Source organism: Oleiphilus sp. HI0067, from assembly GCF_001635735.1.
This window is the reverse complement of record NZ_LWFI01001333.1, coordinates 33925-48803: the sequence shown is the minus strand read 5'-3', so window position 1 is coordinate 48803 and position 14879 is coordinate 33925. Positions and strand designations below refer to the sequence as shown.

The following is a 14879-nucleotide window of genomic DNA, read 5'->3' as shown; positions in this document are numbered from 1 at the left end:
TATGACAGACGAGAATGCTAAAAACGAATCGCACAAGAAAGCGATGCAAAAGCAAAAAGAAAAAGTAGACGCGCATATTGCAGCGGCTGATGAAGAACGCGGTATTTCTTTGCTACTTACCGGTAACGGCAAGGGCAAAAGCAGTTCTGGGTTTGGAATGGTATTACGTGCCTTAGGGTATGGGCATAAAGTTGGCGTTGTTCAATTTATTAAAGGTGCTCAGCTTTCAGGAGAAGAGATCTTTCTAAAAGAGAAGATGCCAGAAGTTGATTTTTACCAGATGGGTACTGGGTTTACTTGGAATACGCAAGATCGAACGGCTGATATTGAAGCTGCTCAAGCGACCTGGGTTGAAGCCGAACGTATGTTGAAAGACGAAAGTATTGATCTCGTTTTACTTGATGAATTGACCTATATGATTGCCTATAAGTATCTCGATGAGCAGATGATTTTGGATGCAATCGCGAACCGACCACCCGAGCAGAGTGTGATTGTTACGGGTCGTGGCGGTGGTAGCGCTTTAAGAGATTTGTGCGATACCGTTTCTGAGGTGAAGGAAGTGAAGCACGCGTATAAAGCAGGTGTGAAAGCACGTAAGGGTGTTGATTACTAGAATGAGCTTTGCCGATAGCGTTCAGCGAAAAATAGATACCAAGACCAAGCCTATTGGTGCGCTTGGAGATATTGAGGCGTTAGCGAAACAAGTGTGTTTAATTCAGCAATCGCTGGAACCTCAACTCACCAAACCGACCATGCTGGTTTTCGCAGGCGATCATGGTATCGCCGGAGAAGGCGTGAGCGCATATCCGCAGGAAGTGACTTGGCAAATGGTCATGAACTTTGTTGCTGGAGGTGCTGCGATCAATGTATTTACGATCCAGAATGGTATGGATCTTCAGGTCGTTGATGCAGGTGTTAACTATGAATTTCCTGATGATTTGCCGATCGTTTATCGCAAGACAGCAAAAGGAACACGTAACTTTTTAGTTGATCAGGCGATGACCGAGTGGCAACTGAATCAATCCTTACAATCAGGCGCGGATGTTCTTGGTGAGTTGCATGATAAAGGCTGCAATGTTGTTGGGTTTGGTGAAATGGGTATTGCAAATACGGCATCTGCAGCTGCTCTTATTTCCCAGTTAACTGGGATTCCGGTATCAGAAATAGCTGGTCGCGGTACGGGGCTTAATGACCGTCAACTGAGTCATAAAATTCAGGTACTTGAAAAGTCTTTTACCTATCATGGTGAGTTAGATGGTGTTCACGCAGTACTCCAAACGTTTGGTGGTTTTGAAATAGTACAAATGGTTGGTGCGATGCTCGAAGCAAGCAAACGTAATGTGCTGATATTGGTTGACGGCTTTATTGCGAGTGCCGCATATTTATGTGCATACAAGCTGGACCCTTCGATTAAGGACAATGCCGTGTTTTGTCACTGCTCTCAGGAGCAAGGGCATAGAAAGCTGTTAGATTATTTAGGCGTCAATGCGCTACTAGATTTGAATCTTCGCTTGGGTGAGGGCTCAGGATGTGCTTTGTCTTATCCGCTTGTAAAGGCGGCTGTATCGTTTATTAATGAGATGGCTAGCTTTGAAGATGCGGGCGTCTCAGACGCTTAAGCCAAACGAGCCTCGATCATGATTAAACGACAGCTTCAACTAATCCATTATGCTTTGATGTTTTATACGCGCATCCCTTTGCCATCTTTGAGCAATGTAGATCAGAGCACGCAAGACCATGCCAGCCGCTATTTTCCCCTTGTCGGCTGGCTGGTTGGTTCAACGACAGCTCTCGCATTCATCCTTTTAAGTCATATATTTTCTCAAGAGCTAAGTATTCTTCTCGTCATATTACTTGGCATATACATGACGGGCGCCTTTCATGAGGATGGTTTGGCTGATACCTGTGATGGTCTTGGTGGTGGTTGGTCACAAGAGCACATCCTGAATATTATGAAGGATAGCCGTTTAGGTACCTATGGTGCTGTTGGGCTATTCTTCGCACTGGCGTTAAAGTTCATCGCACTGATGCAATTACCTGCTGATTATGTACCGGTTGTTATATTAGTTGCTCATGTTTTTTCGCGTTGGTATAGCGTTCTGGTAATGCGAATGATGCAGTATGTTCGTTTGGATGAAACTAGCAAGGCTAAGCCGATTACAAAGCGTTTTGGTAATAAAGATTTTTCGATAGCAACGGTTTTATCATTTCCTGCATTAATCTTACTTCCTCCTAATACTATAATAGCTGTCGTACTTATGGGATTGCCGGTTTACTATCTGGCGATCAAACTTAAACGGTGGTTAGGCGGCTACACTGGAGATGCGCTGGGCGCAATCCAACAGATCTCCGAGATTGGGTTCTTGTTGGCTGTTCTAGCATTATTACGCCTAGCTTAATGTTCTCAAACCTCACGCGCATATTGCCATGAATGATTCTTCTGACCCTACGTTTTCCTATACTCGCGCAGAAAAAACAGCCATTTATAAAGTCATGGCGGAACGCCGAGATATGCGGCATTTTAATAACGAGAAGGTTTCCGAAGACCTTATTAGCAAGCTGCTATATGCGGCTCATATGGCTCCGAGTGTTGGTTTAATGCAGCCGTGGCGTTTTATCCGAATTCGCAATACTGAAAAGCGTGAAGCGATTCAAACGCTAGTAGAGAATGAGCGCGATCTTACCGCTGCTGCATTAGCCTCTCGCAAAGCTGAGTTTCTTAAACTCAAAGTAGAGGGTTTAAAAGAATGTTCAGATGTCATTGTTGCGGCACTGCCCGATAAGCGTGATGAACATGTATTTGGGCGACGAACATTACCAGAAATGGATTTGGCTTCGTTGTCTTGCGCTATTCAAAATATGTGGCTTGCCGCGCGTGCTGAGGGAATTGGTATGGGATGGGTCTCCATTTTTGACCCTGAGGCGCTAAAAACGGTTTTAAACATGCCGCCCGATAGCCATCCTGTCGCGATTCTATGCATTGGTCATGTAGATGCTTTCTATGAGAAGCCCATGCTCGTTATGGAGGAGTGGGCGACAGAGCGTAGCTTAGATGAGTTCGTGTTTGAGGACGAATGGCAATACTAAGCTTAGCCTACAATCAAAGGATAGATTTTAACGATATTGCCACGACGATTCCTAAATAATTACCGAGAACATAGCCAGTAATTGCCGCGCAAAAACCGGGCACCAATAAGGCTTGATTGCGAAGTGCTCCAACAATCACTGGGATAAAAGGTACAGACATTATTGCTGCGGAAGATGTGACCAAGAAAGTGTCTACATCAATCTTGAAAACGCGACAGAGTCCCGCATGAATTGTCATAGCGCCAATTAGCATTAAGCCAATGTAGCTAAACAGAGCCCAATTTAAATCTGCTAGAACACTTAAGTTCGTCATACTTCCCATCGTAAAGCAGAACACAAGTACTAGGTACATTCCAACGCGAAAGCTCACTGTTAAACGACGAATTTGAGGAATGAACGAAGCAAGCATTCCGAGCGTTGTAATGAGAATGATTGTTCCTGATGATTTCATTGAACTGGGCAAGAGACTCGCCAAGCCAAGTGCTAAACCAATGATTAGTAGCGAGAGCACTGCCGTAATTATACCTTCTTTTAAACCTCTGAGCGTTCCAAGTACTTGGTAACTTGCTGAGGTTTCTTCGCCCAAATGTGCAAACTTGTTTTCCGACTTGTTAAGTACGTCCTGAGCTGCTGGTAATAAGACTTTGGTGAATAGCGGTTTGGCGAAACTTAAGACAAATAGCAAATATATCGCAGATAATAGAATGTCATAGCTAGTCATCATCACGAATATATCTTTATCACCTTCTATGGCTGCGTTGATTGCGGCCATGTTTGGCCCTCCGCCCGTATAAGCACCAACAGATAAGCCTGCTACCTGCCATAAGCCTTCGATGTGTCCTTGAAAAATAAAACTGAGGATAAACGTACAAATAATGATTGAAGCAAAAGCCATCAACATAGATTTACTAGATGAACCTGCTTGGGTAAAAGCACTTTTTAAATCTATAGAAAATACGAGTAAGGGTAGCGCAAGAGCGATTGTGAGTTCTGTAATTTGGGTTTGAATATTGATAAGCGAATTGGACACAAAAGGCGAGACATCGGTAATAGAACCGGTTAGTGTGTTCAAGAGAATCCCGCTCGCAAAACAAACCAATACCAGTCCTGCTCGATCAATTAGAGCATGACGCAGTCCTAGCGTAATTGCGATTGCAGGAAAAACTATGCATAAAAGGGCGATACAAACTTCAATCATTACGACTCTCGAGATTTACCTTTTTTATTAGCATCAAGTCTGACTTGAGTCGCTTGATAAACCGGCCAGTAGTCGATTTCGTTATTTGGTTTGATTAACAGAAGTTCTCCAAACTGGAGCATGACCGCCTCGCTTTGGGTCGGACGAAATAAAACGCAGTCACCAGGCTTTAGAGTGTCGTTAGTGTGCGATATAAATTCTTGATTGCTCGATCGACCAAACAAGGAGTTAGTCTTGAAACCCTCTGGATAAAATGGACTCGCCATCCAGTTACCTCCGTAAATATATGCACCTTTATTAGGGACTTTACCGATAAAGCGAAATAGTGAATTCAATGGGGTATTGAAGGGCTGAGGTAAGGGGAGTTGTGGTTTTTCGACTGCCTTTAGTATTGGTGTTGCAATGAACAATGCTGGCTTGAACTCGTTCAAATGAGGAAGCTCAAAGTCTTCAGGTTTTACAAAGATAGATCCAATCGAAATATCATTAATGACATCGTTGCCCTGATACTCAGTGAAAGTTGTACTGCCAGCGCTATTAAATGTTAGCTCTTCTTGATTGCCAAAACGCTCTGCAATCGCTTTGAAGCGGCGATATTTCTCTGTGACCTGTTTAAGTGCTAATTTCATACCCCCGAATACATCAGGGATTTTAGACGCATGAGCTTCATAGCCCATGAGACCTGAGAAACTTAGATTCTCTGAATCTGCGATGGTAAGTAACGCGATTTTTAGTTGATCTTCGTGAGCGAAACCCCCGCGGTTCAGACCTATATTGATCTCTAAGTTAATACGAATGTTTATGTTCAGCCGCTCAGCAATTTCCAAATATGCGTCTAAGTGTTCGTGAGTATCGATTAGCCACTGAACATTATCTAGCACTAAACCTTCTTGAAGAAATTCAGTCGCAAGGTGCTCAAAACTTGCCGGGGGCATGGGCTTGCCTAACAGAATATCTGCCTTGGGAAAGATTTTTGCGGTCTGCTTGATAAAAGGTCCGTGAAAACACATGAACCGTGAGCAATTTAGTTGATCACTAATGTATTTAATTAACTCAGCACACGGTAAAGATTTGACGACTAAGCGTATGCTTTTATCGCCATCAATGCGACGACGAACGCTTGCAATATTTTCATTCAAAACTGACTGTTCAAGCACGAGTGTGGGCTGAAGAATATAAGGTGAAATTGATTCGCAGAGTTGATTAGGGCTCATTACGCTTTTTCTTTGTGACTGCAGATCAAAGTGTAAATTAAGCTAATCAACCGGAACAATATTAAAGAAGGTCAAAATCAAACGTTGTTTATTAAATGAAATAACTCAAGCGTTTTCGCGCTCATTCACGACGATGCTCGATTTATTGAATGTGCATTTGAATACCGCGCCTTTTAACGTTGAAGGCGTGTGCTCAGTGAGCTCTATGCTTCCGTTGTTTCGCTCAATAACTCGTCTAACAAGTGCAAGTCCAATCCCAGATCCTTCAGATTTATCACGTGACTGCCCGACTTCAAACGGCATAAATATCGAATTTAACTGATCTTCGTTAATTCCCTTTCCACTGTCACTAAACGTCATTTCTAAGGACGTGTTTAATTGTTTGAATTCCAACTTGATATATAAATCGCTATCTGCGCCACTATGAAGAATACTGTTTTTTATCAGGTTGCTTAACACCAATTCAAACAAGGTTCTGGATACATGTAGCTTGGCATTTGGTGCGATAATAATGTTTACATTTAGTGGTGAGTCGAAATTATTTACTAATTCCCTTGCGCACAGATTCGGATCTATTAATTTATTGTCATCAGCACTGTGCTTGTCAGCACGAAAGAAAATTAATAGGTCTGAGAGTAGGTTTGATAGTCGCGTTGATCGGCTCTTAAGAAGCGAAAGATGTTCTCTAACGTTATTATGATTATCGGTGGCTAAGTCTTCTTCGGCCCATTGAATGAGATTTTTCATTCCATTTAGAGGAGCGCGCATGTCGTGACTTGCTAATGAAACGAATGTCTCTAAATTCTGATTTGCGTCGGCTAGTGCTTCGTTTTTATCTTGAAGCTCGGTATATGCTCCCTTCAGAGCCCTGTTTAAGTCTTTGTTTTTATCTAGCTCGGAAGAGATTGTCATTCTACTTTTCACGAATGCTATCAAGCAGAGCAAGGTGAGTAATGAGAGAATAATCAGACCGATATTTTGAGTTTTGACGCGTTCTTGCTCGTGCCAAAGTTGTTCTACCATTTGGATGCTCGGCGTCATCCAATTTTTGATCGATCGGTCTATCGTTCCATCGGCATAAAGTATTGCAAGGCCCTTATTAATTTGATCCAAAATTAAGTCATTGCCTTTTTTAACAGCGATGCGTGAATAGCTTTTTGGTAATGGACTAGAAATGCTTTTTAAGTTTGCAATTCTAGAATTGAAGATCGTATTCATTCCGACGAGATGATCAACGAGGACGGCATCAATGTCTCCGTTTATGACGCCGCGCATTCCTTCTTCCCACGAGCTTACCAACGCCAATGGGATATCGTTACGTTTGAGGTAACTGTAGGGGTAACCCTTGGCCTCAACACCGATAATCATGTTATTTAGATCAATATTATTTTCGTCGAAGTTAGAATCCCGATGCACGAATAAGTGGAATTCTGAAACAACGAGTTCTGTTGAAAAATCTAATATCTTTTCTCGTTCAGGATTGGTGTTGATATGCAACAAAGCATCAACACCACCTTTTAATATTTGTTCTTGCGCTTGCGCCCAGTTCATTCCGATAACACAAGTCGGTTCACTAATATAGCTTTCGAGCTGTTTTGCTATATCAAATACGATTCCTGAAGCATTCTCATTCTCTTGAATGAAGTAGGGAGATATCGATTCATTCGCGGCAAAAATCAACGTATTCTCTGGGCATTCTTTCGCGTGAATAATGGGGCTGACAAGGTAAACTGCGAGAAAATATGCCAAGTAAGTAAAGTATCTATATTTATTGTTTTTATACATTTTGAAACTTAAGGGATCAGTGGAAACACAAGTTTATATATGCTAAGTATAGTTCATTAAATGAACGGGTACGGTGTTCATATGCGAATTTTAATTGTCGATGACGACGTAGTTGATCAGATGGCTATTTTTCGGGCGCTCCCAAAAAAGTTCGTTATCTCTCAAGCAGAATCCGTAAAAATGGCCCGACGAGCGCTTGATGCCACTTCATTCGATTGTGTTATCGTTGATTACTCAATGCCTTTGCAAAAAGGCACCGATTTAGTTTCCAAATTTAATTCCTACGAGAAGGTTACTCCTGCCATTGTTATGGTGTCACATAGCGATGAAAAAAACATTGAATATGAAGCCTTGTCTCAAGGCGCACACGAATTCTTGTGTAAATCGGAATTAAGCCAGTCCTCTTTAGTGAATACGATCGATAAAGCGGTTACACGAGCGCGTTATATCAACGACGCAAGATTGCGGCATCGCGAAGCCCATGAAGATGCGAATACAGATTCACTTTGTAATATTCGTAATCGACGAGGGCTTAATTTGGAGCTTGCTGACATCGAAGGCGTAAGAGGAAGTTACGAGCTAGTTGTTATAGATGTTGATAATTTTAAGGGGATTAACGACACCTTCGGTCATTTGGTTGGCGATCAAGTTCTACGTTTTATCGCAAACAAATTATCAGCTATGGATTCAGATAATCTGATCACCTTCCGCTTAGGCGGAGATGAATTTGGTGTGTTAAAGATAAATGATGATTCGTTTGATGGAAAGGTCGTTGATAGTCTCGAGTTGCAATTGCAACAGGAAATAAAACACGGCTCTATAAATCTAAAAGGTATAGATATCTCCTTCTCTACAAGTCTCGGAATTGCGAAGTGCATTGATCAAATATTCACTTGGGATCAGTTGTACGATGACGCAGATCAAAATCTATATCACGTGAAAAAAAGCCTAACGCACTAAGGTATATTTGATATCAATTCTGTCGCGATACTGAGTGTTTTGCCTGTCTTTTTAATTTCGGTTTCTGGCAATATATCAAGGCTAGGCCATAACCCGTTTCCAAGCGCGTTGATATATCCCTGATTCAATCCTGCACTTTGCATAAGGGCCTGTGTGTTCTTAAAGTCATAACAGAGACGATGCCAGCTGACCTCTAAACCTTCTGCATTTGGTGTTATTAGCATATACCAGACATCTGCAGTTGCGTCATTTGCGGGCATTCCAATAACGCCGGCATTCAACCATGCCTTGTCTTCAATCAACTCTCCAAAAGGCAAGCCACAATGTCCGCCAATAATTATGTCGGAGTCGGTTTGCTTAAGTTGCTGTAGTTTGTCCGTCGTAGAGCTTGACCTAAAGATAAATTGACTCTGTTGGTTCACTCCGCCATGGATGACAATGATGGTTTTACCGTGGTAGTTAATCTTTAGATTATTGGGAAGGTCTGCCATCCAGACTTTCTGATCTTCACCAATTCTTGCTTTAGAGTATTCGTACCATTGTTTTGACGCGAGGTCGCACGACGAGTTTTCCTCAAATCCGCAGCCACAATCGAATTTATCGTTTCCTAATGCGTCTTCACAATTGCCTTGTACAACGTGAATACCCCAATCATGAATTAAGTCAGTACACTCTCGCGGCGAGGCGCAATATGCAACAATATCGCCTGTGCAAATAACGTTGCTTTTGGGAATTTTTAGCTCAACGGCTTTTTCACGAATTGCCAGAGTGGCGGCCAAATTACTATATGGCCCGCCAAACACGAGTAAGGGTAAGTCTTGTCTTACTTCAATGAGCACACTAGACCCCTGACAATTGTTGGGTGCGTGGTTTATTCATAATTAGAGAAATAAAGAATGCAGTGCACCCAATCGCTAATACGCTCAATGAAATCCACAGAAGCTTCGTATATTTATGTGCGTCACCGAGTAATGCTGTATGCCCTGATGATTCAGTAAAATATAAGGCAGCACCGCCGATAGCGCTAATGAATGAGCATAAGTAAGCCCAAGGTGATATATGTTCATTACCCGCCCAAATGCAGAAAAATATTACTGGCGCAAGGTACATTGAAGCTGTGCCGCTTACTGCTACTGCACTAAAGATGTCTTTGTTACCCAAGAAGACCATTGCGATGCCTAAAATCATGAAGGCAAGCATGATGATTCGTCCATTAGTGATAGTCGCGGCCATCACTTTCATATCAATGACAACGAGTTTTGCAGAGCTAGATAATGTGCTGTCGAGCGTTGATAAGGCAGACACCACGAGTGCAATATTAAATAGCAGCATCATATTGTCGCCGAGAATTCGTTCTAAGGTGACGTTCATAGAATCGCCGTCCAAAGCATTTGCCCCAGCAATTATGCCAAGAGAACCGAAAGCAATGATGCATAAAATACTAATCCACGCAGCATGCAAAAAACTACGCTTAGTTGTATCTCTGTCGGCGATAAAACCTCTATCCATCATGACTGGATCGTGAAGTGGATAGCTCCAGACCTGCAGCAGCGCTACAGCAAGTAGGATTGGCCCAGGGTTAGTTACATCAAACTCGACAAAATTCAGCGCTTCTACGCTGTAGAGGCCATCACCTAATGCACTAACTACAAGTAAGGCTAGAACTGCGATGAAAATTAGCATTTGCATAACATCTGTTTTTAGCGACGCATGTAAGCCTCCTAACATCGAGTAAATCATAGCAATGGCAGCAAAAGCGACAACGGCGATGGTATAGCTACTCGTGCCAGCGGCTCCAAATAGAATTCCGATCACTAGAATGTTTGCGAAGACTTCGCTTATCAGACGCAATCCAACCACAAAGTTGTAACAGTGCGTGCCTAATTTGCCGAAACGATCCTCTAGGAAGGATTGGACGCTATTGAATCCGTGTTTAAAACGAATTGAATCAACGATGGCTGCTCCAGTTAGGAATGATAAGTAATAAGCCGCATAAGCAATCGTTCCCCATATGCCGTAATAAAATCCTAGTATGGCTGCGTTAAGTAGAGATCGAGCAAAAATCCAAGTCGTGACTTGGCTGAGCACTAAAGTGAACAGAGATGGAGCCTGACCTTGTGGGCTGAAACCGGAAAAGAAACCTTCGTTAGATTTTGCTTTCGGTGAGATTGCGATTGATAACAAGGCGAGTGCAGCAACAACAATTGGTAGGGTTGCGCTCATGAGAAAGACTCCGTGTGTTTATTATGTTGTAAAATGGTCTACTTCTAGACTTCTAGACTTCTAGACTTCTAGACTTCTAGACTTCTATCGAACCGATTGGTTCAAATCCTGTGTAATTAAAAACTATTTGTAGGATTTCTTATCATCGACCACATAGGTGGACTTCCTTTTCCTAGATCGATCTGGCCAATACTCTCAAAGCCAAAGCGTTGATAGAACATTAAATTTTCTTCTTTGCTGTTCTCTAGATAGATCGGCATATTTGCGCTTTCAGCGGTCTGTATACATCTATTCATGAGTAAGGTGCCGTAACCTGAGCCCCTCGCTTCTTTAACCGCGCCAATTCCAAGAATATAGTAATGCGGTATAGATGGGGTATGTCGTACAACAAGCGTTTCCGCGCGAATTCCACGTAATACGCTCTTAAAACCGCCGCTTGAGATCATTGCTGGAACTAAAGGTAATGACGATATGACAGGCACATGCTTACTGATTCCTGGTTTCAGAAATAATACTGCCGCTTTATTGTCTGGGGTTGCATAGCTGTCGCTGTATTTAAGATATATGCGTTTAGCATAAAGGCCGAAAAACAGGCCGATGTTCATGCTAGGTCCAAATATCCAACGTTGAATCGGGTCGTCATCGAAAACCTTTCCCATGATATCAACTACACGCTGATAATCATTTGGTCCAAGTTGCTCTAGTTCTGTCATCTATATCGGTACTGTCTTAATTTTGTGTGATCAAGATATGTTATTCGCTGAGAAGAATGAAGTTAACAAGTATGTATAAAATACATTAGAATTATCTAAATTAGATACTTCTAATGTTTGAGGTGTTTTATGGAAGCATATATTCCTGCTTTGTCAGGTGGATTATTGATTGGTGCTGCTGCGGCTGTTTTATTAGTTTTGCTAGGACGAGTAGCGGGCGTGTCAGGTGTTTTGTTTTCGACAATGACGGGGCTATTGAAAGGCGACGTCAGTGACAATTTATGGCGAATTTTGTTTTTGGTTGGCCTAGTGCTAGGTCCAATTATTGTTCATCAATTTGGAGGTTTACTGATACCTGATGCTCCAGAAGGCTCTATTACTCTAGCAATTGTAGCGGGCTTATTGGCGGGGTTTGGAATCAAGGTTGGTTCAGGCTGTACCAGTGGTCACGGGATATGCGGTATGGCGCGCTTATCTAAACGCTCGATTATTGCGACCTGTACGTTTATGGCTGCGGGTTTTGTTACAGTATTTATCGCACGTCACGTGATGGGAGCTTAAGCATGAAAAATTTAGTTGGTATGTTTGCCGGCATTTTATTTGGTGCTGGTTTGGCTTTATCTGGGATGACAGATACGCAAAAAGTTATTGGATTCTTAGATTTTTTCGGTGCATGGGATATTACGCTGATGTTCGTAATGGGAGGAGGATTGCTAGTGAGCTTCCCTGTTTATCAGTATATGAAGAATAAGCCTCGTCCAGTTTTTGACGAAGATTTCCACTTACCATCGAAAACGATTATCGATAAAAGACTTATTGGTGGCGCGATATTGTTTGGTATTGGTTGGGCCTTGTACGGATATTGCTCGGGACCGGCGATTTCGTCTTTGGCTTACGGGGATATGAATTCGATAATATTTGTCGTCACAATGGCAGCTGGGATGCTGTTGTCTAAGCTTTTACCGACAGCCGATAAGGCCTAATATGAAAGTTGACCAAATCCAGATCGAACAACAATCTGTGGTTGTAGAGCGCTATCTTAAAGCGCTCTCTAACAAAAATAGATTGATGATTTTATGCTCATTGGCTGATGAAGAGCTTTCAGTTTCGGAAATTAACCGCAAGGTTAACTTGTCTCAATCTGCTTTGTCGCAACATTTAGCTTTGTTGCGAGAAGATGATTTTGTCGATACCAGAAAAGTCGGTCAATCGGTTATATACAGTATTAAGGACGATAAAGTATTGGCACTCATACAGAGTTTTTATGCAATTTTTTGCAAGAATATATAGTTCATATATGGCCTTGTCATTAAAAAACTGACCAAATGGTTTATTAAAACAATGATTTAGTGATTTAAAGGTGTTATAGATGAGAACTATTTCGACTATGGCACATTTATATTTCAAAAAAGTGACTATTTGGTCAAATAAGGTAGTTTTTGATCTAGAAATTGATTCGCAAAATCTGTAGCTTCTCGTCCCGTTCAAAATACAAAGTTCGTACTTTTGTTCTACTTTAGAGCACTAGTGCATAAAATTCCGCCGAACGAGGAAACGAAAATGCTAGAAAAGCTATTTAAGCTTCAAGAGCACCAAACAACAATTAAGGTAGAAATTGTAGCCGGCCTGACTACTTTCTTGACCATGTCTTATATTCTTTTTGCTAACCCAGACATCATGTCTGCAGCGGGTATGCCAAAAGAAGCAGTATTTACAGCAACTGCGGTTGCAGCAGCAGTAGGCTGTATCTTGATGGGTTTGTGGGCTAACTTCCCTGCAGGTCTTGCTCCAGGTATGGGTCTGAATGCGTTTTTCGCATTTGCCGTTGTTGGTGGCATGGGATACACGTGGGAACAGGCTCTTGCAGCAGTTTTGATTTCTGGTGTTATTTTCTTCTTGTTATCTGCATTCAAAATTCGTGAATGGATTCTACATTCAATTCCGGGTTGTTTGCGTCACGGTATTACTGTTGGTATCGGCCTTTTCTTAACCATTATCGGTTTGAAGAACGCGGGTATTATTGCTGATCATCCTGCAACGCTTTTGACTTTAGGTGATCTTGCTTCTCCAGGTCCACTTCTAGCTGGCCTTGGTTTACTTCTTATTATTGCTTTGGATTACCGCAAAATTACTGGTTCTATTGTAGTCAGCATGCTGGCGATCTCTATCGTTTCTTCGATTCTAGGTATTACTACATTCAGTGGCATTGTCGGTGAGCCTCACTCAATGTCTGAGCTTTTCTTCGCGCTAGACTTTAGCCGTGTACTAGAAGCAACAATGATCTCTGTAATTTTGGCGTTCGTCTTCGTCGACTTGTTCGATACTTCAGGTACTTTGATGGCGACAGCTTCTAAAGCAGGTCTTACTGATAAAGATGGCAAGTTCGACGCGATGGGTAAAGCAATGCTTGCTGACTCTACGTCGACAACTGCTGGTGCTGCATTAGGTGTTTCTTCGGTAACTACGTACGTTGAGTCAGGCGCTGGTATTGCCGCTGGTGGTAAGACGGGGCTTACTGCAGTTACAGTAGGTGTGTTGTTCTTGGCGGCGATGTTCTTCACGCCTCTACTAGACTTTGTTCCTGCATTCGCTACGGCACCTGCATTGATCTATGTTGGTCTAATGATGACTGCTGATATGCGTCACATTAACTGGGACGACATGACAAGTGCTGCGCCTGCATGGATTTGTGCAATCATGATGCCGTTCGGCTTCTCTATCTCTCACGGTATTGGCCTTGGTTTTGTTGCGCACACAGTTCTCCAGTTGTTGACCGGTAAAACATCAGAGATTCGCCCAGCGGTTGCGCTAGTATCGGTTCTTTATGTTCTAGGGATCGCAACAGGCGTTCTTTAACGATTATTTCGTTAACTCCTTATTGGCCGCAATTAGGTAGACCTAATTGCGGCTTTTTTTGTTGTCTTATATTTGTCTCTGTGAAGCGTGAAGAAAGAAGACATGCTTGGCGCTGGGAATGGATGATTACATTATTAAGCTAATTGATGCTGCTATTTTGACTCAGGCATTAGTGGATTGGTCGCCGGCTTAGGCTGTTGCTCTACTCATAAGGATTAGCCTAGGCCATAGCTGAGAAATCTTCTTGGCTTTTTATTCGGTCTATCCATTTTAGAATATTTGGGTAGTGATTTAGATCGAAGCCGCCATCATGCGCTACATGCGTATATGCAAACAAGGAAATATCGCAGGTTGTTATCGAGTCTCCAGTCAAAAAAGGTGTTTGCGTAAGTTGAGTTTCCATGATTCGAAGTGCTGAATTACCGCCTTCTTGTTTTGACTTGTATTCCTCCAGCCTTTCTTCGGGCAACCCAAGGTATTTGTTAATAAACCTTGCAACAGCAATATATGGTTCGTGGCTGTATTGTTCAAAAAACTGCCACTGATGCACTTTAGCTCGATGCCAGATATCGCTGGGGTATAGCGCGCTACCTTCGCATAGATAATTCAAGATGGCGTTCGACTCGCTAAGCGTCTCTCCTTGATCTGTTATGAGTAATGGAATCTTACCTGCAGGAGAAAGAGCTAGAATTTTTCTGGTTTTGGTTTCGCCCTTCAGGATGTCTATATGAATCCAATCATGCTCAATGTTGAGAAGCTGGCATGCTAGATGTAGTTTGTAACAGTTGCCTGAGTTAACATCTCCGTAGATCTTCATCTCATTTCCTTATGCGTTTACGATCA

The 14879-nt window shown here is 42.3% G+C and carries 16 protein-coding genes; 9 read left to right on the top strand and 7 right to left on the bottom strand.

Translation table 11 applies throughout. The features are described from left to right. Position 1 precedes the first annotated feature (1 nt). Genes cobO through bluB form a run of 4 tightly spaced genes read left to right on the top strand, consistent with a single transcriptional unit; the run spans position 2 to position 3087 of the window. Positions 2 to 613: a cob(I)yrinic acid a,c-diamide adenosyltransferase gene (cobO, locus tag A3739_RS21090; RefSeq protein WP_068476065.1), complete on the top strand. Its 612-nt coding sequence runs from the start codon at positions 2 to 4 to the stop codon at positions 611 to 613. Position 614: 1 nt separating this feature from the next. Beyond that, positions 615 to 1619: a nicotinate-nucleotide--dimethylbenzimidazole phosphoribosyltransferase gene (gene cobT, locus A3739_RS21085; protein ID WP_068481573.1), complete on the top strand. Its 1005-nt coding sequence runs from the start codon at positions 615 to 617 to the stop codon at positions 1617 to 1619. Between the two features lie 18 nt (positions 1620 to 1637). Continuing rightward, positions 1638 to 2399, top strand: coding sequence for an adenosylcobinamide-GDP ribazoletransferase (gene cobS / locus A3739_RS21080; RefSeq protein WP_068481576.1), 762 nt, complete (start codon positions 1638 to 1640; stop codon positions 2397 to 2399). 28 nt (positions 2400 to 2427) lie between these two features. Beyond that, the gene (bluB, locus tag A3739_RS21075; RefSeq protein ID WP_068481579.1) at positions 2428 to 3087 is read left to right on the top strand and encodes a 5,6-dimethylbenzimidazole synthase; all 660 of its coding nucleotides are present in this window, start codon (positions 2428 to 2430) and stop codon (positions 3085 to 3087) included. Between the two features lie 13 nt (positions 3088 to 3100). Here bluB and A3739_RS21070 read toward each other — a convergent pair whose 3' ends face one another. The 3 genes from A3739_RS21070 to A3739_RS21060 all read right to left on the bottom strand — a co-directional run bounded on the left by A3739_RS21070 (position 3101) and on the right by A3739_RS21060 (position 7284). Beyond that, positions 3101 to 4285 (bottom strand): DUF819 family protein, encoded by a 1185-nt coding sequence (locus A3739_RS21070; protein WP_068481581.1) that lies wholly within the window; start codon positions 4283 to 4285, stop codon positions 3101 to 3103. Continuing rightward, positions 4285 to 5499, bottom strand: coding sequence for an alanine racemase (locus A3739_RS21065; RefSeq protein WP_068481584.1), 1215 nt, complete (start codon positions 5497 to 5499; stop codon positions 4285 to 4287). The genes A3739_RS21070 and A3739_RS21065 overlap by 1 nt, the downstream gene beginning before the upstream one ends. 105 nt (positions 5500 to 5604) lie before the next feature. Continuing rightward, positions 5605 to 7284, bottom strand: a complete 1680-nt coding sequence (locus tag A3739_RS21060; RefSeq protein ID WP_068502670.1) for a transporter substrate-binding domain-containing protein — start codon at positions 7282 to 7284, stop codon at positions 5605 to 5607. An 81-nt stretch (positions 7285 to 7365) separates the two neighbouring features. On the opposite strand from A3739_RS21060, the gene A3739_RS21055 reads away from it, so the two are divergent. Continuing rightward, positions 7366 to 8244 carry a diguanylate cyclase domain-containing protein gene (locus A3739_RS21055; RefSeq protein WP_068502668.1) on the top strand — a complete coding sequence of 293 codons (879 nt, stop codon included), beginning with the start codon at positions 7366 to 7368 and terminating at the stop codon, positions 8242 to 8244. Here the strand turns inward: A3739_RS21055 and A3739_RS21050 are convergent. The 3 genes from A3739_RS21050 to A3739_RS21040 all read right to left on the bottom strand — a co-directional run bounded on the left by A3739_RS21050 (position 8241) and on the right by A3739_RS21040 (position 11180). Then, positions 8241 to 9083, bottom strand: coding sequence for a metallophosphoesterase (locus A3739_RS21050; RefSeq protein WP_156502731.1), 843 nt, complete (start codon positions 9081 to 9083; stop codon positions 8241 to 8243). The genes A3739_RS21055 and A3739_RS21050 overlap by 4 nt on opposite strands. 1 nt (position 9084) lies before the next feature. Continuing rightward, positions 9085 to 10467, bottom strand: coding sequence for a sodium:proline symporter (locus A3739_RS21045; protein WP_068502665.1), 1383 nt, complete (start codon positions 10465 to 10467; stop codon positions 9085 to 9087). A 116-nt stretch (positions 10468 to 10583) separates the two neighbouring features. Beyond that, positions 10584 to 11180, bottom strand: a complete 597-nt coding sequence (locus tag A3739_RS21040; RefSeq protein ID WP_068481603.1) for an N-acetyltransferase — start codon at positions 11178 to 11180, stop codon at positions 10584 to 10586. A 129-nt stretch (positions 11181 to 11309) separates the two neighbouring features. On the opposite strand from A3739_RS21040, the gene A3739_RS21035 reads away from it, so the two are divergent. The 4 genes from A3739_RS21035 to A3739_RS21020 all read left to right on the top strand — a co-directional run bounded on the left by A3739_RS21035 (position 11310) and on the right by A3739_RS21020 (position 14036). Then, complete coding sequence (locus A3739_RS21035) at positions 11310 to 11741, top strand: YeeE/YedE family protein (protein ID WP_068481606.1); 432 nt, start codon at positions 11310 to 11312, stop codon at positions 11739 to 11741. Positions 11742 to 11743: 2 nt separating this feature from the next. Then, positions 11744 to 12163: a DUF6691 family protein gene (locus A3739_RS21030; protein WP_068481609.1), complete on the top strand. Its 420-nt coding sequence runs from the start codon at positions 11744 to 11746 to the stop codon at positions 12161 to 12163. Position 12164: 1 nt separating this feature from the next. After that, on the top strand, positions 12165 to 12470 hold the full coding sequence (locus tag A3739_RS21025; RefSeq protein ID WP_068481612.1) for a helix-turn-helix transcriptional regulator: 306 nt from the start codon (positions 12165 to 12167) through the stop codon (positions 12468 to 12470). 270 nt (positions 12471 to 12740) lie between these two features. After that, positions 12741 to 14036 carry an NCS2 family permease gene (locus A3739_RS21020; RefSeq protein WP_068481614.1) on the top strand — a complete coding sequence of 432 codons (1296 nt, stop codon included), beginning with the start codon at positions 12741 to 12743 and terminating at the stop codon, positions 14034 to 14036. A 220-nt stretch (positions 14037 to 14256) separates the two neighbouring features. Here A3739_RS21020 and A3739_RS21015 read toward each other — a convergent pair whose 3' ends face one another. Then, positions 14257 to 14853 carry a glutathione S-transferase family protein gene (locus A3739_RS21015; protein WP_068481617.1) on the bottom strand — a complete coding sequence of 199 codons (597 nt, stop codon included), beginning with the start codon at positions 14851 to 14853 and terminating at the stop codon, positions 14257 to 14259. Positions 14854 to 14879: the final 26 nt, after the last annotated feature.